Source organism: Streptomyces sp. NPDC001903, assembly GCF_042891345.1.
In the GTDB taxonomy this organism is placed as follows: domain Bacteria; phylum Actinomycetota; class Actinomycetes; order Streptomycetales; family Streptomycetaceae; genus Streptomyces.
Map to the genome: position 1 here is coordinate 180852 of NZ_JBIASZ010000016.1, position 20957 is coordinate 201808.

At 70.2% G+C, this 20957-nt stretch carries 17 protein-coding genes and 1 tRNA gene; 11 read left to right on the plus strand and 7 right to left on the minus strand.

Annotated elements, in window-relative coordinates; translation table 11 throughout:
* The first annotated feature begins 103 nt into the window (after positions 1 to 103).
* The 8 genes from ACFYZS_RS30435 to ACFYZS_RS30470 all read left to right on the plus strand — a co-directional run bounded on the left by ACFYZS_RS30435 (position 104) and on the right by ACFYZS_RS30470 (position 9830).
* Positions 104 to 2374, plus strand: a complete 2271-nt coding sequence (locus ACFYZS_RS30435) for an FdhF/YdeP family oxidoreductase (protein ID WP_389019396.1) — start codon at positions 104 to 106, stop codon at positions 2372 to 2374.
* A 58-nt stretch (positions 2375 to 2432) separates the two neighbouring features.
* Positions 2433 to 2903 carry a PaaI family thioesterase gene (locus tag ACFYZS_RS30440; protein WP_389019399.1) on the plus strand — a complete coding sequence of 157 codons (471 nt, stop codon included), beginning with the start codon at positions 2433 to 2435 and terminating at the stop codon, positions 2901 to 2903.
* A gap of 207 nt (positions 2904 to 3110) precedes the next feature.
* Positions 3111 to 3521, plus strand: coding sequence for a hypothetical protein (locus ACFYZS_RS30445; protein ID WP_389019402.1), 411 nt, complete (start codon positions 3111 to 3113; stop codon positions 3519 to 3521).
* A 532-nt stretch (positions 3522 to 4053) separates the two neighbouring features.
* Positions 4054 to 5292 carry a branched-chain amino acid ABC transporter substrate-binding protein gene (locus ACFYZS_RS30450; RefSeq protein ID WP_389019405.1) on the plus strand — a complete coding sequence of 413 codons (1239 nt, stop codon included), beginning with the start codon at positions 4054 to 4056 and terminating at the stop codon, positions 5290 to 5292.
* A gap of 110 nt (positions 5293 to 5402) precedes the next feature.
* Positions 5403 to 6335, plus strand: a complete 933-nt coding sequence (locus tag ACFYZS_RS30455; protein ID WP_030155821.1) for a branched-chain amino acid ABC transporter permease — start codon at positions 5403 to 5405, stop codon at positions 6333 to 6335.
* A gap of 5 nt (positions 6336 to 6340) precedes the next feature.
* Positions 6341 to 8071: a branched-chain amino acid ABC transporter permease gene (locus ACFYZS_RS30460; protein WP_389019409.1), complete on the plus strand. Its 1731-nt coding sequence runs from the start codon at positions 6341 to 6343 to the stop codon at positions 8069 to 8071.
* Positions 8072 to 8076: 5 nt separating this feature from the next.
* Complete coding sequence (locus ACFYZS_RS30465) at positions 8077 to 9117, plus strand: ABC transporter ATP-binding protein (RefSeq protein WP_389019412.1); 1041 nt, start codon at positions 8077 to 8079, stop codon at positions 9115 to 9117.
* Positions 9114 to 9830: an ABC transporter ATP-binding protein gene (locus ACFYZS_RS30470; RefSeq protein WP_389019415.1), complete on the plus strand. Its 717-nt coding sequence runs from the start codon at positions 9114 to 9116 to the stop codon at positions 9828 to 9830. The genes ACFYZS_RS30465 and ACFYZS_RS30470 overlap by 4 nt, the downstream gene beginning before the upstream one ends.
* Positions 9831 to 9892: 62 nt before the next feature.
* Here the strand turns inward: ACFYZS_RS30470 and ACFYZS_RS30475 are convergent, their stop codons facing one another.
* Positions 9893 to 10543 carry an ANTAR domain-containing response regulator gene (locus ACFYZS_RS30475; RefSeq protein WP_389019418.1) on the minus strand — a complete coding sequence of 217 codons (651 nt, stop codon included), beginning with the start codon at positions 10541 to 10543 and terminating at the stop codon, positions 9893 to 9895.
* A 92-nt stretch (positions 10544 to 10635) separates the two neighbouring features.
* On the opposite strand from ACFYZS_RS30475, the gene ACFYZS_RS30480 reads away from it, so the two are divergent.
* Positions 10636 to 10719, plus strand: a tRNA-Leu gene (locus tag ACFYZS_RS30480).
* 85 nt (positions 10720 to 10804) lie between these two features.
* A complete protein-coding gene (locus ACFYZS_RS30485; RefSeq protein WP_389019421.1) occupies positions 10805 to 11581 on the plus strand; it encodes a helix-turn-helix domain-containing protein in 777 nt (258 codons plus the stop codon).
* A gap of 67 nt (positions 11582 to 11648) precedes the next feature.
* On the opposite strand, the gene pyk is transcribed toward ACFYZS_RS30485, so the two are convergent.
* The 4 genes from pyk to ACFYZS_RS30505 form a co-directional block, all read right to left on the minus strand.
* Complete coding sequence (gene pyk / locus ACFYZS_RS30490) at positions 11649 to 13076, minus strand: pyruvate kinase (protein WP_389019424.1); 1428 nt, start codon at positions 13074 to 13076, stop codon at positions 11649 to 11651.
* Positions 13077 to 13226: 150 nt separating this feature from the next.
* Positions 13227 to 13742 (minus strand): GNAT family N-acetyltransferase, encoded by a 516-nt coding sequence (locus ACFYZS_RS30495; RefSeq protein WP_389019427.1) that lies wholly within the window; start codon positions 13740 to 13742, stop codon positions 13227 to 13229.
* Positions 13739 to 14443, minus strand: coding sequence for an SIMPL domain-containing protein (locus ACFYZS_RS30500; RefSeq protein ID WP_389019430.1), 705 nt, complete (start codon positions 14441 to 14443; stop codon positions 13739 to 13741). The genes ACFYZS_RS30495 and ACFYZS_RS30500 overlap by 4 nt, the downstream gene beginning before the upstream one ends.
* Positions 14444 to 14579: 136 nt before the next feature.
* Positions 14580 to 15842, minus strand: coding sequence for a ricin-type beta-trefoil lectin domain protein (locus tag ACFYZS_RS30505; protein WP_389019433.1), 1263 nt, complete (start codon positions 15840 to 15842; stop codon positions 14580 to 14582).
* A 192-nt stretch (positions 15843 to 16034) separates the two neighbouring features.
* Between ACFYZS_RS30505 and ACFYZS_RS30510 the strand changes: the two genes are divergently transcribed.
* Positions 16035 to 17828 (plus strand): bifunctional metallophosphatase/5'-nucleotidase, encoded by a 1794-nt coding sequence (locus ACFYZS_RS30510; protein WP_389019436.1) that lies wholly within the window; start codon positions 16035 to 16037, stop codon positions 17826 to 17828.
* A 24-nt stretch (positions 17829 to 17852) separates the two neighbouring features.
* Here the strand turns inward: ACFYZS_RS30510 and ACFYZS_RS30515 are convergent, their stop codons facing one another.
* Together ACFYZS_RS30515 and ACFYZS_RS30520 are read right to left on the minus strand one after the other, a co-directional pair.
* Positions 17853 to 19262, minus strand: a complete 1410-nt coding sequence (locus tag ACFYZS_RS30515; RefSeq protein ID WP_389019439.1) for a lysine N(6)-hydroxylase/L-ornithine N(5)-oxygenase family protein — start codon at positions 19260 to 19262, stop codon at positions 17853 to 17855.
* Positions 19259 to 20671, minus strand: a complete 1413-nt coding sequence (locus ACFYZS_RS30520) for a pyridoxal phosphate-dependent decarboxylase family protein (protein WP_389019442.1) — start codon at positions 20669 to 20671, stop codon at positions 19259 to 19261. The genes ACFYZS_RS30515 and ACFYZS_RS30520 overlap by 4 nt, the downstream gene beginning before the upstream one ends.
* Positions 20672 to 20957 lie beyond the last annotated feature (286 nt).

Sequence of the window (20957 nt, forward strand, 5' to 3'; positions counted from 1 at the left end):
TTCCGGCGTCGGCGATGTCAGCCGGGCGTGACAGGATCGGACGCGTACGCGAATACGCGCAGCTGCCGACGCTGCGATGCTCGACTGCTCAAAGGGGAGCGACATGGCCACCAAGCCGCCCGCAGGTGATCCCGTACAGGACGCGCCGCAGGTCGCGCCCCCCAAGCACGCCGCGGCGGGCCTGCCCGCCATCGGGCACACCCTGCGGATCGCGCAGCAGCAGATGGGCGTCGCCCGTACCGCGCGCACCCTGCTCAAGGTCAACCAGAAGAACGGCTTCGACTGCCCGGGCTGCGCCTGGCCCGAGGGCGACAAGCGGCACACCGCCGAGTTCTGCGAGAACGGGGCCAAGGCCGTGGCCGAGGAGGCCACGCTGCGCCGGGTCACCCCGGACTTCTTCGCCGAGCACCCGCTGGCCGACCTCGCCGGCCGCTCCGGGTACTGGCTGGGCCAGCAGGGCCGCATCACCGAGCCGATGTACCTGCCCGAAGGCGCCGACCGGTACGAGGCCGTGCCCTGGGAGCGGGCCTTCGAGATCATCGCCGAGGAGCTGCGGGCCCTCGACTCCCCCGACGAGGCCCTCTTCTACACCTCGGGCCGCACCAGCAACGAGGCCGCGTTCCTCTTCCAGCTCTTCGCCCGCGAGTTCGGCACCAACAACCTGCCCGACTGCTCGAACATGTGCCACGAGTCCTCGGGCTCCGCGCTGAACGAGACGATCGGCATCGGCAAGGGCAGCGTCAGCCTCGAAGACCTGCACCAGGCCGACCTGATCATCGTCGCCGGACAGAACCCGGGCACCAACCACCCGCGCATGCTCTCCGCCCTGGAGAAGGCCAAGAGCTCCGGCGCGAAGATCATCTCGGTGAACCCGCTGCCCGAGGCCGGCCTGGAGCGGTTCAAGAACCCCCAGACCCCGGTCGGCATGCTCAAGGGCACCGCCCTCAACGACCTCTTCCTCCAGATCCGCATCGGCGGGGACCAGGCCCTCTTCCGCCTCCTCAACAAGCTCGTCATCGAGACGGAGGGCGCCACGGACGAGGCCTTCATCCGCGAGCACTCCCACGGCTACGAGGAGCTCGCGGCCGCCGCCAAGGAAGCCGACTGGGCCGAGACGCTCACCGCGACCGGCCTGACCCGCCCCGAGATCGAGCGGGCGCTGGCCATGATCCTGGCCTCGAAGCGCACCATCGTCTGCTGGGCCATGGGCCTGACCCAGCACAAGCACGCCGTCGCCACCATCCGCGAGGTGGTCAACCTGCTCCTGCTGCGCGGCAACATCGGCCGCCCCGGCGCCGGAGTCTGTCCCGTCCGCGGGCACTCCAACGTCCAGGGCGACCGCACCATGGGCATCTTCGAGCGCCCCGCGCCCGCCTTCCTCGACGCCCTCGACCGCGAATTCGGGATCACCTCGCCGCGCGGCCACGGCTACGACGTCGTCCGCTCCATCCAGGCCCTGCGCGACGGCGAGGCCAAGGTCCTGTTCGCCATGGGCGGCAACTTCGTCGGCGCCACCCCCGACACCGACGTCACCGAGGCCGCGATCCGCCGCGCCTCCCTGACCGTCCACGTCTCCACCAAGCTCAACCGCTCCCACGCGGTCACCGGCCGGCGCGCCCTGATCCTGCCCACCCTCGGCCGCACCGACAAGGACGTACAGGCGAGCGGCAAACAGTTCGTCACCGTCGAGGACTCGATGGGCATGGTCCACGCCTCCCGCGGCAACCTCGCCCCCGCCTCCCCGCACCTGCTCTCCGAGCCCGCGATCGTCGCCCGCATGGCCCGCGCCGTCCTCGGCAGCGCCTCCGCCACCCCGTGGGAGGAGTTCGAGCGCGACTACGCGGCCATCCGCGACCGGGTCTCCCGCGTGATCCCCGGCTTCGAGGACTTCAACGCCCGCGCGGCCCGCCCCGAGGGCTTCCGCCTCCCGCACGCCCCGCGCGACGAGCGCCGCTTCCCCACCAAGACCGGCAAGGCGAACTTCACGGCCGCGCCCGTCGAGTACCCGAAGATCCCCGAGGGCCGGCTGCTCCTGCAGACCCTGCGCAGCCACGACCAGTACAACACCACCATCTACGGCCTCGACGACCGCTACCGCGGGATCACCGGCGGCCGCCGCGTGGTCATGGTCAACCCCGAGGACGCCGCCGAGCTCGGGCTCGCCGACGGCTCGTACACGGACCTGGTCGGCGAGTGGAAGGACGGGGTCGAGCGGCGCGCGCCCGGTTTCCGCGTCGTGCACTATCCGACCGCCCGCGGCTGCGCGGCCGCGTACTACCCCGAGACGAACGTGCTGGTCCCGCTCGACTCCACGGCGGACACCAGCAACACCCCCGCGAGCAAGTCCGTCGTCGTCCGCTTCGAACCGGCCTGATAGAACGACCTCAGGACAAGACGGTTAACGAGCGTTGACACAGATACGGAGCCTGACCATGGGCGAGCAGCACCCTGTGAAGTTCCCGCAGGAGGTCCTCGACGAGTACACGGCGCTGGGCATCGACCTGCCCTCGCTGTTCTCGGCGGGCCACCTCGGCGAGCGGATGGACATCCGCATCCTGGAGGCCTCGGCCGAGCGCGTCGTCGCCACCATGCCCGTCGAGGGCAACACCCAGCCGTACGGGCTGCTGCACGGCGGCGCCTCGGCCGTGCTCGCCGAGACCCTCGGCTCGGTCGGCGCCATGATGCACGGCGGCATCACCAAGATCGCCGTCGGCGTGGACCTGAACTGCACCCACCACCGCGGCGTGCGTTCCGGCCTGGTCACCGGCGTCGCCACCCCCGTGCACCGCGGCCGCTCCACCGCCACGTACGAGATCGTGATCAGCGACGAGCAGGACAAGCGCGTGTGCACCGCCCGCCTGACCTGCCTGCTGCGCGACGCGGACCCCGCCGCCGGGGCCTGACCCGCCCGCGAAGCGCCCCCGCGGGCCCGGATCCCGCCCCGACCAGGGGCCGGACCCGGGCCCGCGGCGCGTACGGAGCCGCCCCGAGGGCCCGCATGCGCCGGACCTCGGCCCGTACCGCCCCCGCAACCGCCCGGAATCCGCCAGTCCGCGCCCGGCCCCGCAACCACTGTTGTGTCACCGAAGGTGACGGCCTACCTTCCCTTCATGGGGACCCAGCCACGCACCGCGGCCCGCTGCGGTGCCGCCGCACTCCTGGCGGCACTCGCCCTGTCCGGATGCTCCACATCCGCCCCGCCCGCCCCACGGACCACGCCAACGCCCGTTTCCAGCCCCTCCTCGCCCGCCCAGATCTGCACAAGTCTGGTGTCCTACTGGGCGAAGGAGGCCCTCAAGGGCGGCAAGTGGGCCGGGCTCGACTGGGAGCAGAAGGGCATGTCCAACGACCAGTACAAGATCCACGAAGAGGCCGTGGCCGCGGGCCGGGCCGAGGAACGAACTGCCGGTCTGGACAAGGCACTTGAGCTCGTCGACCGCTTCGTGGCGCAGCGCTGCGCCGAACAGAACGGGGCAACCTGGAGCTCCGAGAACTGGCGGCCCCCGAGTCCGGCCGGATGACCGGAATCCCGCGTGCGCTGTCCGACTTCCGGGCGCGCCGCGGCGCGGGCCCGATCCGCAGGTCGGAAGCCCTCCACACCTCGGACCAAGATCGATTCGCCCGAAGTGGATCAAGAGGAAAAATTACCCACAGTAATGCCGACGCCCTACAGAATCCCGCTTTTCCCCCGCGGAATGCCACCCGCCGGATTCTTTCGGACACAGCCAGCGACATTCGGGCCCTTTTGATCAATGACAGGAGCATGAACCCCTCAAGCCCCTTAGGGAAACGGGGAATTCTCACCATGCGGACATTCCCCGAAGTGGCTAAACGTCCGACTTGTCCGCACTCCCGCCACACATTCTTGGCCTCGGCATAACAAGACAGTCACATCCTCCTTTCCCCGCTCCCCGCACCCGCCACCTCGGCCTAGAGTCACGGCCAGTCACCGCGCCGCAGGGCGCAACCCAGCACGGCCGTGGACATCCCAGTGCGGCCCGGCGACCCAACGGCACCTCATCTGAGGGGGCCGCGCCAGGGAAAGGAAGAATCGTGCGACACCGTTCTTTGCTCGTCCTCACCACCGTGATCACCACGGGAGCACTGACCCTCACCGCCTGCGGATCGCGCGATGAGGCCAAGACCGGCGGGGACAAGGCCGACGGCGCCAAGACCGTCGTGGTCATCGGCGTGGACGCCCCCCTCACCGGCTCGCTCTCCGCGCTCGGTCAGGGCATCAAGAACTCGGTCGACCTCGCGGCCAAGACGGCCAACAAGAACAACGAGGTCCCCGGGGTCGAGTTCAAGGTCGAAGCCCTCGACGACCAGGCGGTCCCCGCCTCCGGCCAGGCCAACGCCACCAAGCTCGTCGGCAACAAGGACGTCCTCGGCGTCGTCGGCCCGCTGAACTCCGGCGTCGCGCAGCAGATGCAGGGCGTCTTCGCCTCCGCCAACCTGGCGCAGGTCTCCCCCGCCAACACCAACCCCGCGCTCAGCCAGGGCGACAACTGGGGCAAGGGCGAGTTCAAGCGCCCCTTCAAGACCTACTTCCGCACCGCCGCCACCGACGTGGTCCAGGGCAAGTTCGCCGCCCAGTACCTCTTCAAGGACGCCGGCAAGAAGAAGGTCTTCGTCGTCGACGACAAGCAGACCTACGGCGCGGGCCTCGCCGCGATCTTCTCCGACGAGTTCAAGAAGCTCGGCGGCGAGGTCGTCGGCACCGACCACGTCACCGTGAAGGAGACCGACTTCTCCTCCACCGCCGACAAGGTCAAGTCCTCCGGCGCCGACTCCGTCTACTTCGGCGGCCAGTACCCCGAGGGCGGCCTCCTCGCCGACCAGATCAAGAAGGCCGGAGCCAACATCCCGCTCATGGGCGGCGACGGCATCCAGGACCCCGCCTTCATCTCCGCCTCCGGCGAGGCCAACGAGGGCGACCTCTCCACCTCGATCGGCTACCCGGTCGAGAAGCTGCCCACCGCCAAGACCTTCATCGCCGACTACCAGGCCGGCGGCTACAAGGACCCCTACGCGGCCTACGGCGGCTACTCCTACGACGCCGGCTGGGCTCTCGTCCAGGCCGTCAAGAACGTCGTCTCCGCCAACGGCGGCAAGCTGCCGACCGACGCCCGCGCCAAGATCGTCGAGGCGCTCGGCAAGGTCTCCTTCGAGGGTGTGACCGGCAAGGTCGCCTTCGACGAGTACGGCGACACCACCAACAAGCAGCTCACGGTCTACAAGGTCGAGGGCGGCAAGTGGATCGACGTCAAGAGCGACACGTTCAACCAGTAATCCCGTAGGACCCCGTAACACCAGCCTCACCTGAACCAAAACCACCGCGCGAGGGCGCAACAGCGCCCTCGCGCGGAGTCTTATCCGACACGCTCATCGGAGGCCCTGCGGTGCACGAACTGCCGCAACAGCTGGCCAACGGCCTTGCCCTCGGTGCCCTTTATGGCCTCATAGCCATCGGGTACACCATGGTCTACGGCATCGTCCAGCTCATCAACTTCGCCCACGGCGAGATCTTCATGATCGGCGGCTTCGGCGCGCTCACCGCCTACGCCGCCCTCCCGACCGGCACCTCCCTGCTGATCGCGATACCCGTCATGATCGTCGGAGGCGCGCTCGCCTCCGTCGCCGTAGCCACCGCAGCCGAACGCTTCGCGTACCGTCCCCTGCGCAGCGCTCCTCGGCTCGCTCCCCTCATCACCGCAATCGGCCTCTCGATCGCGCTCCAGCAGCTCGTCTGGCAGTTCTACCCGGATGCCAAGAAGGCCGTCAGCTTCCCCGAGTTCAAGGGTGAAGCCTTCAAGATCACCGACAGCCTGGCCATCCAGCGCGCGGACCTCTTCGTCCTCATCCTCGCCCCGCTCTGCATGCTCGCCCTCGGCATCTTCGTCCAGAAGAGCCGCAGCGGCCGCGCCATGCAGGCCACCGCGCAGGACCCGGACACCGCGAAGCTGATGGGCATCAACACCGACCGCATCATCGTCATGGCCTTCGCCATCGGTGCCGCGTTCGCCGCCGTCGCCGCCGTCGCCTACGGCCTCGACAAGGGCCAGATCAACTTCGAGATGGGCTTCATCCTCGGCCTCAAGGCGTTCACCGCAGCCGTCCTCGGCGGCATCGGCAACATCTACGGAGCCATGGTCGGCGGCGTCGTCCTCGGCCTCGCCGAAGCCCTGTCGATCGCCTACATCGAAGACATCCCCGGCATGTCGCAGCTCGGCGGTGGAGCCTGGTCCAACGTCTGGGCGTTCGTACTCCTCATCGTCGTCCTCCTCGTGCGGCCACAAGGCCTGCTCGGTGAGCGCGTCGCGGATCGGGCGTGAGAACCATGACCAACGAAGCAACCCTCCCGCTCGAAGGCGAAGCCAGCGTCAGCGCCGGTCTCTCCCGCACCGCACTCCTCTACGGGATCATCGGCGGAAGCCTGCTGACCGTCGTCAGCGCCTTCCTCGCCTGGACCTGGACCGCCGAGTTCCCCGGTGACCTCACCTACTACGGCAGCCCGGCCCCCATCCAGTTCGTCAGCCTCGCCGGCGCCGTCCTCACCCTCCTCTACGCGCTCTCCGCGCTCGGGGTGAAGGGCCTCGGCTGGCTCGCCCCCACGGGCTCCCGCAAGGCCATCCAGTTCCTGGCCTTCGGCAACTTCCTGGCCACCGGATTCACGGTCGTCGCCATCACCGTCGTACTCGGCGGCGTCGTCCACCTCGAACCCGGCGCCTACGCCGCCTTCGTGGGCTCGCTCATCCCGGCCCTGCTCTCGCTCAAGCTCACCGACGACAGCCACAAGGCGGCCCCCGCCAAGAAGCTGCCGTCCTGGGCCGAGATCCTCATCATCGTCGCCGTCTTCGCCCTCGGCCTCTACGTCGTCACCTACGGCATCGACACCGACGACAAGGAGCCCCAGCTCTTCGTCGCCTACCTGATCACCGTCGGCGCCGCGGCCCTCGCCCTGCTCAAGTCGGGCCTCCTCGACCGGTTCAGCGCCATCACCGCGAAGAACCGTCAGGTCACCCTGATCGGCAGCGCGGCCGCCGCGATCACCTTCCCGTTCATCCAGCAGAGCGGCGACACGTACACGCTCATCGCGGTGAACATCCTGATCTTCGCGACGGTCGCCCTCGGCCTCAACGTGGTCGTCGGCCTCGCGGGCCTCCTCGACCTCGGTTACGTCGCCTTCCTCGGCGTCGGCGCCTACGCCGCGGCCCTGGTCTCCGGAAGCACCGCCTCCGCCTTCGGCTTCCAGCTCCCCTTCTGGGCGGCGGTCATCGTCGGCGCCCTCGCCTCGCTCGTCTTCGGCGTGGTCATCGGAGCCCCGACCCTGCGCCTGCGCGGCGACTACCTCGCCATCGTCACCCTCGGCTTCGGAGAAATCTTCCGCATCGCCATGGGCAACCTCGACGGCACCTCCGGCCCGGACATCACCAACGGCCCCAACGGCATCCCCAACATCCCCCACCTCGAGCTCTTCGGGTGGAACTTCGGGGAGTCGCACACGGTCGGCGGCATCGTCCTCGGCGCCTACGCCAACTACTACTTCCTGATGCTGCTCGTGATGGCGCTCGTCATCCTGGTCTTCGCCCGTGCCGGCAACAGCCGCATCGGCCGCGCCTGGGTCGCCATCCGCGAGGACGAGACGGCCGCCGAAGCCATGGGCATCAACGGCTTCAAGGTCAAGCTCATCGCCTTCGCCCTCGGCGCCACCCTCGCCGGCCTCGCCGGCACGGTCCAGGCACACGTCAACAGCACGGTCGTCCCCGAGAACTACGTCTTCGCCGGGCCCGTCCCGCCGAACTCCGCGTTCCTCCTGGCCGCCGTCATCCTCGGCGGCATGGGCACCATCCGCGGCCCCATCCTCGGCGCCGCACTGCTCTTCCTGATCCCGGCGAAGCTGGCCTTCCTCCAGGACTACCAGCTCCTCGCCTTCGGCATCGCCCTCATCCTGCTCATGCGCTTCCGCCCCGAAGGCCTCATCGCCAACAAGCGGGCGCAGCTCGAGTTCCACGAAGACACCGCTGACCAGGCCCCCACGGACCTGGCCACCGCCAAGGCGGGTGCGTGAACACCATGACCACCACTGACACCACCACCACGGCGACCACCGTCCTCGAAGCCAGCGGCGTCACCATGCGCTTCGGCGGCCTCACCGCCGTCAAGGGCGTGGACCTCAAGGTCAACGCGGGCGAGATCGTCGGCCTCATCGGCCCGAACGGCGCCGGCAAGACCACCTTCTTCAACTGCCTCACCGGGCTGTACGTCCCCACCGAGGGCACCGTCAGCTACAAGGGCACGGTCCTGCCGCCCAAGCCGCACCTGGTCACGAGCGCCGGCATCGCCCGCACCTTCCAGAACATCCGGCTCTTCCACAACATGACGGTGCTGGAGAACGTCCTCGTCGGACGCCACACCCGCACCAAGGAAGGCCTCTGGTCCGCCCTCCTGCGCGGCCCCGGCTTCAAGAAGGCCGAAGCCGCCAGCGAGGCACGGGCGATGGAGCTCCTGGAGTTCATCGGCCTGGAGAAGAAGGCCCAGCACCTCGCCAAGAACCTCCCCTACGGCGAGCAGCGCAAGCTCGAGATCGCCCGCGCCCTCGCCAGCGACCCCGGCCTCATCCTCCTGGACGAGCCGACCGCCGGCATGAACCCGCAGGAGACCCGCGCGGCCGAAGAGCTCATCTTCGCCATCCGGGACATGGGCATCGCCGTACTCGTCATCGAGCACGACATGCGCTTCATCTTCAACCTCTGCGACCGCGTGGCCTGTCTCGTCCAGGGCGAGAAGCTCATCGAAGGCACCGCGGCCGAGGTCCAGGGCGACGAGCGCGTCATCGCCGCCTACCTCGGCGAGCCCTTCGAGGGCGACCCGGGCGCGGCCGAGGCCGCCGCGTCCGACGCCGCCGAGGAGAACGCGGCGGCCGAGGCGGCGTCCGAAGCGGAGGCGGAGGTCGAAGCCGAAGCCGAGGCACCGGCGGAAGCCGCGGCCGACGCGGACGCGGAGCCGGCCGCCGAGCCGGCCGCGGAGGCGGAGCCGGACACCGAGCCGACCGCGGACGCCGAGCCGGCCGCGGACCCGGACAGCACCACCAGCACGGACGGAGAGGCCAAGTGACCGCACTTCTCGAGGTCAAGGACCTCAAGGTCGCCTACGGCAAGATCGAGGCCGTCAAGGGCATCTCCTTCGAGGTCAACGAGGGCGAGATCGTCTGCCTCGTCGGCACGAACGGCGCCGGCAAGACCACCACCCTGCGCACCCTCTCCGGCCTGCTCAAGCCGGTCGGCGGCACCATCACCTTCGACGGCAAGCCGCTGGCGCAGGTCCCGGCCCACAAGATCGTCTCCCTGGGCCTGGCCCACTCCCCCGAGGGACGCCACATCTTCCCCCGGCTGACGATCGCCGAAAACCTCCAGCTCGGCGCCTTCCTGCGCACCGACAAGGACGGCATCGAGAAGGACATCGAGCGCGCCTACGAGATGTTCCCCATCCTGGGCGAACGCCGAAAGCAGGCCGCCGGCACCCTCTCGGGCGGTGAGCAGCAGATGCTCGCCATGGGCCGGGCGCTGATGTCCCGCCCCAAGCTGCTCATGCTGGACGAGCCCTCCATGGGCCTCTCCCCCCTCATGATGCAGAAGATCATGGCGACCATCGCCGAACTCAAGGCCACGGGCACCACCATCCTGCTCGTCGAGCAGAACGCCCAGGCCGCCCTCTCGCTGGCCGACCAGGCCCACGTGATGGAGATCGGCAAGATCGTGCTCAGCGGCTCCGGCCAGGAGCTCCTGCACAACGAGGACGTCCGCAAGGCCTACCTCGGCGAGGACTGATCCCCTCACACACGAGAGGCCCGCCACCGGGAACGGTGGCGGGCCTCTCGCGTACGCACGGACTACTTCGCGGCGTTCTTCTTCTCCTCGGCGTCCTCGATGACCGCCTCGGCCACCTGCTGCATGGACATGCGGCGGTCCATGGACGTCTTCTGGATCCACCGGAACGCGGCCGGCTCGGTCAGCCCGTACTGCGTCTGCAGGATGCTCTTGGCCCGGTCCACGAGCTTGCGGGTCTCCAGCCGGAGCGAGAGGTCCGCGACCTCCTTCTCCAGCGCCTTCAGCTCCGCGAACCGCGACACCGCCATCTCGATGGCCGGCACGACGTCGCTCTTGCTGAACGGCTTCACCAGGTACGCCATGGCCCCGGCGTCCCGCGCCCGCTCGACGAGGTCGCGCTGGGAGAACGCCGTCAGCATCAGTACGGGGGCGATGGACTCCTCCGCGATCTTCTCGGCGGCGGAGATCCCGTCCAGGACGGGCATCTTCACATCGAGGATGACCAGGTCGGGCCGGTGCTCGCGGGCCAGCTCGACGGCCGTCTGCCCGTCCCCGGCCTCGCCGACGACGGCGTAGCCCTCTTCCTCGAGCATCTCTTTCAGGTCAAGACGGATGAGCGCCTCGTCCTCGGCGATGACGACGCGCGTCGTCAGCGGCGGAACGTGCGACTGGTCGGCGTCGGGCGTGGGCGTCGACTCGTGCTCGGCGGTCACGATGGCTCCTCGGTGCGGGGCGGTGCTGCTTGGATGAGCCTACCTAGCTGCAGTGCGCGGCGGTCACCCGGTACACTCCGACCAGCAACATTGCCGGGTTGGCGCAACTGGCTGACGCGGAGGTCTCAAACACCTCTGTCCGAAAGGACGTGTGGGTTCGAATCCCATACCCGGCACTTGTCCGAAAAGCGGACGTTCACCTTCGCATGAACGTCCGCTTTTTGCTACGCACGGCCATGAGCGGTGACACACAGTTGACTCATGGAGTTCCACAGCCTCGAAATACGGCAAACGGCCCTCTCGCTGCTTCGCGGCGGAGCCAAGAACGCCGACGTGGCCCGACAGCTGAACGTGCCGCTCGGCACCGTCGGCTACTGGAAGCACAAGGACCGCGCCAAACGCGGCGAGTGCCCGGGGAGACGCGCCCGGGATTGCCCGCAGTGTGACGATGTGCCGTTGGACCGTCCCGCGTACGCGTACCTGCTCGGCCTCTATCTGGGCGACGGCCACGTCAGCCGCTACTCCGGGCACCGAACCTGGAGCCTCATGATCACCCTGGATGACCACTGGCCCGGCGTCCAGGACGAGGCGGAGGCGGCGCTCAAGGCAGTGTTCCCCCGCCATGCGACGTGCAGGGTCCGCGTGAAGGGGGCCCACAACATCAAGGTCTACTCGACCCACCTGCCCTGCATGTTCCCGCAGCACGGACCCGGCAGGAAGCACGAGCGCGTGATAGCCCTTGCGCCCTGGCAGCAAGAGATCGTGGACCAGCACCCCTGGGAGTTCGTCCGGGGTTTGATCCACTCGGACGGATGCCGCTTGACCAACTGGACCGTGCGCAACGGGAAACGGTACGAGTACCCCCGCTACTGGTTCACCAACGTCTCCGACGACATCCGGAGGCTGTTCACGGACACGCTCGATCGACTCGGAGTCGTCTGGACGAACTGCACGCGTCACGGGCAGCCGTACAACGTCTCCGTCGCCCGCAAGGCCTCCGTCGCGCTCATGGATGCTCACATCGGGCCGAAGTACTAGGCGGCGCGGGCCGCAGGCCGTGGCCGCGTCGGGCGGACGGGCCCGACGCGGAGGGGGAGGCGGGGCGTCAGCGGACGGGGTCGCCGATGTGGTGGACGCGGACCAGGTTGGTGGAGCCGGTGACTCCGGGGGGCGAGCCGGCCGTGATGACGACGATGTCGCCGCGCACGCAGCGGCCGATGCGCAGGAGTTCTTCCTCGACCTGGGCGACCATCGCGTCGGTGGAGTCGACGTGGGGGCCCAGGAACGTTTCGACGCCCCAGGTCAGGTTCAGCTGGGAGCGGGTCGCCGGGTCGGGGGTGAAGGCGAGGAGGGGGATGGGCGAGCGGTAGCGGGAGAGGCGGCGGACCGTGTCGCCGCTCTGGGTGAAGGCGACCAGGAACTTGGCTCCGAGGAAGTCGCCCATCTCGGCGGCCGCACGGGCGACGGCTCCGCCCTGGGTGCGGGGCTTGCTGCGTTCGGTGAGCGGGGGCAGGCCCTTGGCGAGGATGTCCTCTTCGGCCGCCTCCACGATGCGGGACATCGTCTTGACGGTTTCGACGGGGTACTTGCCCACGCTGGTCTCGCCGCTGAGCATGACGGCGTCCGTGCCGTCGATGATGGCGTTGGCGACGTCGGAGGCCTCGGCGCGGGTGGGCCGGGAGTTGTCGATCATCGAGTCGAGCATCTGGGTCGCGACGATGACGGGCTTCGCGTTGCGCTTGGCCAGCTTGACGGCGCGCTTCTGGACGATCGGGACCTGTTCCAGGGGCATTTCGACGCCGAGGTCGCCGCGGGCGACCATGATGCCGTCGAAGGCGGCGACGATGTCGTCGATGTTCTCGACGGCCTGCGGCTTCTCGATCTTGGCGATGACCGGGAGGCGGCGGCCCTCCTCGTCCATGACGCGGTGGACGTCCTCGATGTCGCGGCCGCTGCGGACGAAGGACAGGGCGATGACGTCGGCGCCGGTGCGCAGGGCCCAGCGGAGGTCGTCGATGTCCTTCTCGGAGAGGGCGGGGACGGAGACGGCGACGCCGGGGAGGTTGAGCCCCTTGTGGTCGGAGACCATGCCGCCCTCGATGACGAGGGTGCGCACGCGCGGACCGTCGACACCGGTGACTTCGAGGGTGACGCGGCCGTCGTCGACGAGGATGCGCTCGCCGGTGGTGACGTCGGCGGCGAGGCCCTTGTAGGTGGTGCCGCAGGTGTGGCGGTCCCCTTCGAGGTCTTCGACGGTGATGGTGAATTCGTCACCGCGTTCAAGGAGTACGGGGCCTTCGGCGAATCGGCCGAGGCGGATCTTCGGGCCTTGAAGGTCTGCGAGGACGCCGACGCTGCGGCCGGTTTCGTCGGAGGCTTTGCGTACGCGCTGGTAGCGCTCCTCGTGTTCGGCGTAGGTGCCGTGGCTGAGGTTGAAGCGGGCGATGTCCATTCCGGCTTCGACCAGGGCTTTGATCTGGTCGTATGAGTCGGTGGCGGGGCCCAGGGTACATACGATTTTTGCTCGGCGCATGGGGCGAGCGTATGCCCCTACCAGGCAGTAGGAAATTGGTTCCGGGTGTCCACTCAACAACCTTTGGGCGAAAGGTTGTTGACAATTGTTGAATGTGCACGGGGGTGCTCTGATGAGCACCCCCGGGGGTCTGCCGACACGCCTTTTCGATCAGTTCGCGGGGGCCGGCGCGCGCTCGTGGCGGACGCCCGGCCGGCCGTCGATGGTCACGGCCTCGACCTGGGTGAATCCGTTGCGCCGGAGCACCGCCAAGGAGCCCGGATTGTCGAGCGTGGTGACCGCCATGAGCCGCGAGATCCCGTACGCGGACTGCGCGACGCGGCAGATCTCGGCGACGGCGGCGGTGGCGATGCCGCGGCCGGCGGCGCTTTCGCCGATGCGGTAGCCCAGCTCGGCACCGCCGTCCTCGATGTCCACGAGGTTGACGCGGCCGATCAGGTCGCCCTGCCGGGTGACGAGGACGTGGAACCGGGACAGGCCACTCTCCTGCTCGGCGAGCAGGGCGCGGTGGCGGTCGGCGAACCCGGTGAAGTACGCGTCGCCGCGGTCGGGGACGGTGCGGGCGAAATAGGCCCGGTTGCGCCGTTCGAATGCGAGGAGGGCGGGGGCGTGGTCGGCGCGCAGGCTCTCCAGGGTCCACGCGGGCGCCGGGGCGGGGGCGTTCACAGCTGCGGAGGGGTCATGGTGAAGCGGGCGTTCACCTGGGCGTGGACGGTCTGGCGCTGCGGTTCGAGGTCGAGCGGCGGGGCGGTGTCCTCGGAGGCGCTGAAGGCCATGGTGCGCATGCCGCCGCCGGGGGCCGCCTGCGGGTAGGCCGGGACGGCGTTCTCGGCGCCGAGGTCGGCGAGTTCGACGAGGGCGGCGAGGTCGGCGCCGAGGGCGGCGGCGTATTCGCGGGCGCGCTGGACGGCTTCGAGCACGGCTTGGCGGCGGGCTTCGCCGTGGGCCGGCGAGGTGGGGCGCAGGGCCCACCAGGGGCCGTCGACGCTGGTGAGTTCGAGGTCGGCGAGGCGGGTGGTGAGTTCGCCGAGGGCGGTGAAGTCGCTGAGTTCGGCGGTGACGTGGACGCGGCCGTGGTAGGCGCGGATGCGTTCGGCGCGGCCGTGGCGGGTGAGTTCGGGGTTGATGGAGAAGGCGCCGGTTTCGAGCTTCTCGACGGCGTCGCCGTAGCTCTTGACGAGCTCGAGAACGGTGTTGTTGCGCCGGGTGAGGTCTTCGAGTGCGGTGCGCCGGTCGGTGCCGCGGGCGGTGACGCTGATGCCGATGCGGGCGATCTCGGGGTCGACTTCGAGGTGGGCCTCGCCGCGGACGGCGACGCGGGGGACTTCGGGTGTTCCGTAGGGCTGGGGTGCGGAGTCCTGGGTCATGGTTTCACTCTCGCACTGCCGTCCGGGGCGTGTCGTACGGGTTTCGTCGGCGCGTCGCGCGCGGCGGCCCGGTACGGGACCGCCGCCGGGCCCGCGCCGGTCAGCGCGGGCCCGGCGTGGTCCGGGGGGGGACCCCCTAGTTGGGGAGGTTCCATTTCTGGTTGGGTGTTCCGCCGCAGGTCCAGATCTGGAGGCGGGTGGCGTTGGCGGGGTTGTTGCCGGCGACGTCGAGGCATTTGTCGGCCTGCGGGTTGACGATGTCGCGGGCCGCGGGCAGGGCCCAGCGTTGCGCGGGGCTGCCGTTGCAGTCGTAGAGCTGTACGGGGGTGCCGTCGGCGGTGGCCCCGCCGGTCACGTCGAGGCACTTGCCGAGCGCGCGCAGGGTGCCGTCGGCGGCGACGGTCCACTGCTGGGCGGGGGTGCCGTTGCAGTCGTAGAGCTGTACGGGGGTGCCGTTGGCGGGGTTGGCTCCGGCGACGTCGACGCATTTGCCCGCGAGGCCGGTGATCGGGCCGGTGCGGCCGGTGCCGGTGTCGGAGGTGGTGACCCGTACGTGGTCGACGACGAGCTGCTGGGGGAAGGCGGTGCCGGCGTCGGGGTCGCCGGGCCAGTAGCCGCCCACGGCGAGGTTGAGGATGAGGAAGAACGGCTTGTTGAAGGCCCAGGTGCGGCCGCCGAGGTCGGCGGGGGTGCGGCGCTGGTAGACGGCGCCGTCGACGGACCAGCTGATGGAGTCGGGGGCCCAGTCGACGGCGAAGGTGTGGAAGGCGTCGGCGAAGGCCTGGCCGCCGGGGAGGGTGTAGGCGGCTCCGATGCCGCCGGAGCCGGAGTAGCCGGGTCCGTGGATCGTTCCGTGGATGGTGGAGGGTTCGAACCCGACGTTCTCCATGACGTCGATCTCGCCGGAGTTCGGCCAGCCGACCTGGCCGATGTCGTTGCCGAGCATCCAGAACGCGGGCCACATCCCCTGGCCCCGCGGGACCTTGAGTCTGGCTTCGACGTGTCCGTACGCCTGGGTGAAGCGGCCGGCGGTGTTGAGCCGTGCGGAGGTGTACTCGCACCGCCCGTACCAGCAGGTGTAGTTGCCGGGGTTCTCCCGGCGGGCGGTGATCACGAGGTGGCCCTGGCCGTCGAGGGCGGCGTTGCGGTTGCCCGCCGTGTAGTACTGCCGTTCGTGGTTGCTGACGTTGTCGCCGGTCTCGGTCTGCCACTTCCCGGGGTCGACGGCCGCTCCGGCCGGGCCGTCGAACTCATCGGAGAACGTGGCCGCGGCGGCGGCTGCGGCGGCCGCGGTGGGGGGTTCCGCGGCGCCGGTGGGCGGGGCGGCGAGGCCGCTCCAGCAGAGCAGGGCGAGGGCGCCGAGTACGGTGCGGCGGCGCCAGGTGGTGCGCATGACCATGACATCACATCACTTCAGGTGGGGGGACTCACCTCAACTGCCTTAGTTCAATGCTTGATTGAAGGCTCATGACAGTGCCGCGTCAAGACGACGGCGGCAGGTCAGGACATCCGCACCCGGCGGGGGTGTTGCTCCCCGTTCCCCATCAGTCAGAATCTACGCGCGTTGTTCACGCCAATAAGGGGAGATGGCATGGCGTTCGACCGTAGGACGTTTCTGGGTACCTCGGCCGCCACGGGTGCGGCCGTCGCGCTGACGGGGGCCGCGGGCACCCCGGCCGCCGCAGCCGAAGCGACCGCGCGGCAGCACACGTACTCGTTCACGGTGATGGGTACGACCGACCTGCACGGAAACGTTTTCAACTGGGACTACTTCACCGACAAGGAGTTCGACGACAAGGCGCACAACGACGTCGGCCTCGCCAAGATCTCGACGCTCGTGAACCAGGTGCGCGAGCAGAAGGGGCGCCGCAACACCCTGCTGATCGACGCCGGCGACACGATCCAGGGCACGCAGCTGTCCTACTACTACGCCAAGGTGGACCCGATCACCGCGCGCCGCGGGCCGGTCCACCCGATGGCGCAGGCGATGAACGCGATCGGCTACGACGCGGCGGCGCTCGGGAACCACGAGTTCAACTACGGCATCCCGGTGCTCCGCAAGTTCGAGGAGCAGTGCGACTTCCCGCTGCTCGGGGCGAACGCCCTGGACGCGAAGACGCTGCGCCCGGCGTTCGCGCCGTACAGCATGCACCGGCTGCGGACCCCGCACGGTCGGGACGTGAAGGTGGCCGTGCTGGGGCTGACGAACCCGGGCATCGCCATCTGGGACAAGGCCAACGTGCAGGGGAAGATGACCTTCCCGGGTCTGGAGGAGCAGGCGGCGAAGTACGTGCCCAAGCTCCGCTCGATGGGCGCGGACGTGGTGATCGTGTCCGCGCACTCCGGTTCGAGCGGCACGTCCTCCTACGGTGACCAGCTGCCGTACGTCGAGAACGCGGCCGGTCTGGTGGCGGAGCAGGTGCCGGGGATCGACGCGATCCTGGTGGGCCACGCCCACACGGAGATCCCGGAGTACCGGGTGAAGAACAAGGCGACCGGCAAGGACGTGGTCCTGTCGGAGCCGCTGAAGTGGGGCCAGCGCCTGACGCTGTTCGACTTCGAGCTGACCTGGGCCAAGGGCTGCTGGTCGGTGGCGAAGGTGTCGGCGCGGGTGCTGAACTCCAACACCGTCGCCGAGGACCCGAAGATCACCCGGCTGCTGTCCGACGAGCACCGCAAGGTCGTCGCGTACGTGAACCAGGTGATCGGCACGTCGACGCAGGCGATGTCCTCGGCGGAGGGCCCGGTGAAGGACGTCGCGATCATCGATCTGATCAGCCACGTGCAGGCGGAGACGGTGAAGGGGGCGCTGGCCGGTACGGAGTGGGCGGCGCTGCCGGTGGTCTCGCAGGCGTCGTGCTTCTCCCGGACGGCGGCGATCCCGGCCGGACAGGTGACGATCAAGGACGCGGCGGGTCTGTACCCGTTCGAGAACACCCTTGAGGCGCGGCTGCTGACGGGCGCCCAGCTGAAGGACTACCTGGAGTTCTCGGCGCGGTACTACGTGCAGACGGCCGCGGGCGCCCCGGTGGACCCGGCGAAGCTGACGAACGCGGAGAACATCCCGGACTACAACTACGACGCCGTGTACGGACTGGCGTACGACATCGACGTCGCGCAGCCGGCCGGTTCGCGGATCTCCGGGTTGTCGTTCCAGGGCAAGCCGGTGGATCCGGCGGCGCGGTTCGTGCTGGCGGTGAACAACTACCGGGCGTCGGGCGGCGGCAACTTCCCGCACGTGCCGCAGTCGAAGCAGCTGTGGGCGAATTCGGAGGAGATCCGCAACACGATCATCCAGTGGGTGAAGGCGAAGGGCACCATCGACCCGGCGCAGTTCGCGTCCGTGGACTGGCGCCTGACCCGCGCCGGGGTTCCGGTGTTCTAGCCGGTCCGACCGGTTTCCCCGCGCCTACGGGTGTTCGACCAGCGGGAGCAGCTCGACCGTGGGAGCGGGCCGGGTGTGCTCCCGCTGTTCGAGGCCGAAGGTGGTGAAGGCCGTGCGGGCGGGCTGCGGGTAGGGCTCCTTGCCGGTGAGGGTGTTCAGGATGGCGGCGCTGCGCCAGGCGGCGAGCCCGAGGTCGGGGGCTCCGACTCCGTGGCTGTGGCGTTCGCCGTTCTGGACGAAGATGCTGCCGGTGACGCTGGGGTCGAGGACCATGCGGTGGCGTTCGTCGATGCGGGGCCGGCCCGAGGAGTCCTTGCGCAGGTAGGGGTCGAGGCCGGCGAGGAGGCTGGTGAGCGGGCGCTCGCGGTAGCCGGTGGCGAGGACGACCGCGTCGGTGGTGAGCCGGGAGCGGGTGCCCTGCTGGGCGTGGTCGAGGTGGAGTTCGACCTTGGTGGTGGCGACGCGGCCGGCGGTGCGGACGCTGACTCCGGGGGTCAGGACCGTGTCGGGCCAGCCCCCGTGGAGGGTGCGCCGGTAGAGCTCGTCGTGGATGGCGGCGATGGTGCCGGCGTCGATGCCCTTGTGGAGCTGCCACTGCGCGGGGACGAGCTGGTCGCGTACCGGCTCGGGCAGGGCGTGGAAGTAGCGGGTGTAGTCGGGCGTGAAGTGTTCGAGGCCGAGCTTCGAGTACTCCATGGGGGCGAAGGACGGTGTGCGGGCGAGCCAGGTGAGGCGTTCGCGGCCGGCGGGGCGGGAGCGGAGCAGGTCGAGGAAGACCTCGGCTCCGGACTGCCCGGATCCGATGACCGTCACGTGCTCGGCTCCGAGGATGCGCAGGCGGTTGTCGAGGTACTCGGAGGAGTGGATGACGGGGACGGTCGGGGCGTCGGCGAGCGGGCGCAGCGGTTCGGGGACGTACGGGGCGGTGCCGATGCCGAGGGCGAGGTTGCGGGTGTAGGTGCGGCCGAGGGCCTCGGCCTCGCCGCCGGTGTCGAGCTGGGTGTAGTCGACTTCGAAGAGGTCCCGTTCGGGGTTCCAGCGGACGGCGTCGACCTGGTGGCCGAAGTGGAGTCCGGGCAGGCGTCCGGCGACCCAGCGGCAGTAGGCGTCGTACTCGGCGCGCTGGATGTGGAACTGCTCGGAGAAGTAGAAGGGGAAGATCCGTTCCTTCTGCCGGAGGTAGTTGAGGAAGGTCCAGGGGCTGGTGGGGTCGGCGAGGGTGACCAGGTCGGCGAGGAAGGGCACCTGGAGGGTGGTGCCGTCGATGAGCAGCCCGGGGTGCCAGCGGAAGTCGTGGCGCTGGTCGTAGAAGGCGGTGGCGAGTTCGCCGGCGCCTTGGTGGGGGAGGCCGTGGGCGAGGGCGGCGAGGGACAGGTTGAAGGGGCCGATGCCGATTCCGACGAGGTCGTGGGGTGCATCGAGCTGGGCGGTCATCGGTGGCTGCTGCCTTCCAGGAGGGTGACGAGGGTGTCCAGGTCCCGCGCGGTGGTGTGGGGGTTGAGCAGGGTGGCCTTGAGCCAGAGGCGGCCGTCGGCGGTGGCGCGGCCGAGTACGGCGTGGCCGCCGAGGAGGAGGGTGCGGCGCAGGGCGGCGAGATCGGTGTCGTCGGTGTGGGTGGGGCGGAAGAGGACGGTGCTGATGGTGGGGGGCGCGTGGAGTTCGAAGCGGGGGTGCGCGTCGAGGAGGCGGGCGAGGTGGTGGGCGAGTTCGCAGGTGCGGTCGATGAGGTGGGCGAGGCCGTCGCGGCCGAGTGAGCGCAGGGTGGCGGCGATCTTGAGGGCGTCGGGGCGGCGGGTGGTGCGCAGGGAGCGGCCGAGGAGGTCGGGGAGGCCGGCTTCGGTGTCGTCGGCGGCGTTGAGGTAGTCGGCCCGGTGGGCGAGGGGGGCCAGCAGGGCGGTGTCGGGGACGGCGAGGAATCCTGCGGCGACGGGCTGCCAGCCGAGTTTGTGCAGGTCGACGGTGAGGGACCGGGCGCGGGCCAGGCCCGCGAGGCGGGGGCGGTGGCGCGGGCTGAGGGCGAGGAGGCCCCCGTACGCGGCGTCGACGTGGAGGTCGGCGCCCTGCCGCTCGCACAGGTCGGCGATGGCTTCGAGGGGGTCGATGAGCCCGGCGTCGGTGGTTCCGGCGGTGGCGGTGACGAGGACGGGCCCGCGGGCGGCGGCGAGCGCTTCGGCGAGGCGGTCCGGGTCGAGGGTGCCGGCGGGGGTGGGCAGGGAGGTGGCGGGGGGCAGGCCCAGGAGCCAGGCGGCCCGGGGGACGGAGTGGTGGGCGTTGGCTCCGTGGAGGACGGTCAGGCCGGGTCCGTGGCGTTCGCGGGCGAGGAGCAGGGCGAGCTGGTTGGCCTCGGTGCCGCCGGTGGTGACGAGGGCGTCGGGGTGGAGGGTGTCGTAGAACTCGGCCGCGAGGGCGCGGGTGAGCAGGGCTTCGATCGCGGAGGCGGCGGGAGCCTGGTCCCAGGAGTCGAGGGAGGGGTTGAGGGCCGAGGCGGCGAGGTCGGCGGCGGCCGCGACGGCGAGGGGCGGCCCGTGGAGGTGGGCCGCGCACAGGGGGTCGGCGGGGTCCGCGGCGCCCGCGGCGAGGGTGTGCACGAGGGTCCGCAGCGCCTCGTGGTCGCCGTGGCCCTTTTCGGGCAGTACCTCGCCCAGCGCGGCGGCGACGCGGGCCGCGAGGGCGTCGGGGCCGCCGGCCGGAATCGGCCCGCCGCGCTCCTCGGCCCCGGTGCGCAGGGCGTCGAGGACGGTGTCGAGGAGGGGGCGCAGGGCCTCGGCGCCCGTGCGTCCGCCGGCGAGCGGGTGCGCGGGGGGTGCGGGCTGCGGAGGCGGGGTGCCGGGCGGGGCGGTCATGCGGTGTCCTCACGGGAACGGGTCTGCGGCAGGGGGCCGGCCCTGTCGTGGGGTGCCTGGCAGGGGCGCTGCTGCGGTGACAGCTTGGTGGCCCGACAGGTACAACGATCAGACCCGAATGGGGTAACCGCCGGGGTTTGTCCGCTTGTTGTTTTTCGTGCGGCGGGCGGTGGCCCCCGGGAACGCGGCCGGGGGGGGGGGGCCCCCCGCGGGGGGGGGGGGGGGGGGGGGCGGGGGGGGGGGGGGGGGCGGGGCGGCGGGGGGGGGGGGGGCGGGGGCGGGGCGT

Excerpts from the sequence above, each read along its gene's own strand:
- ACFYZS_RS30485 (WP_389019421.1), top strand. The coding sequence starts at position 10,805 with ATGGAGTTCCACAGCCTCGAAATACGGCAAACGGCCCTCTCGCTGCTT.
- ACFYZS_RS30520 (WP_389019442.1), bottom strand. The coding sequence starts at position 20,671 with ATGACCGCCCCGCCCGGCACCCCGCCTCCGCAGCCCGCACCCCCCGCG.
- ACFYZS_RS30515 (WP_389019439.1), bottom strand. The coding sequence starts at position 19,262 with ATGACCGCCCAGCTCGATGCACCCCACGACCTCGTCGGAATCGGCATC.
- ACFYZS_RS30465 (WP_389019412.1), top strand. The coding sequence starts at position 8,077 with ATGACCACCACTGACACCACCACCACGGCGACCACCGTCCTCGAAGCC.
- ACFYZS_RS30440 (WP_389019399.1), top strand. The coding sequence starts at position 2,433 with ATGGGCGAGCAGCACCCTGTGAAGTTCCCGCAGGAGGTCCTCGACGAG.
- ACFYZS_RS30510 (WP_389019436.1), top strand. The coding sequence starts at position 16,035 with ATGGCGTTCGACCGTAGGACGTTTCTGGGTACCTCGGCCGCCACGGGT.
- ACFYZS_RS30505 (WP_389019433.1), bottom strand. The coding sequence starts at position 15,842 with ATGGTCATGCGCACCACCTGGCGCCGCCGCACCGTACTCGGCGCCCTC.
- pyk (WP_389019424.1), bottom strand. The coding sequence starts at position 13,076 with ATGCGCCGAGCAAAAATCGTATGTACCCTGGGCCCCGCCACCGACTCA.
- ACFYZS_RS30435 (WP_389019396.1), top strand. The coding sequence starts at position 104 with ATGGCCACCAAGCCGCCCGCAGGTGATCCCGTACAGGACGCGCCGCAG.
- ACFYZS_RS30500 (WP_389019430.1), bottom strand. The coding sequence starts at position 14,443 with ATGACCCAGGACTCCGCACCCCAGCCCTACGGAACACCCGAAGTCCCC.
- ACFYZS_RS30460 (WP_389019409.1), top strand. The coding sequence starts at position 6,341 with ATGACCAACGAAGCAACCCTCCCGCTCGAAGGCGAAGCCAGCGTCAGC.
- ACFYZS_RS30445 (WP_389019402.1), top strand. The coding sequence starts at position 3,111 with ATGGGGACCCAGCCACGCACCGCGGCCCGCTGCGGTGCCGCCGCACTC.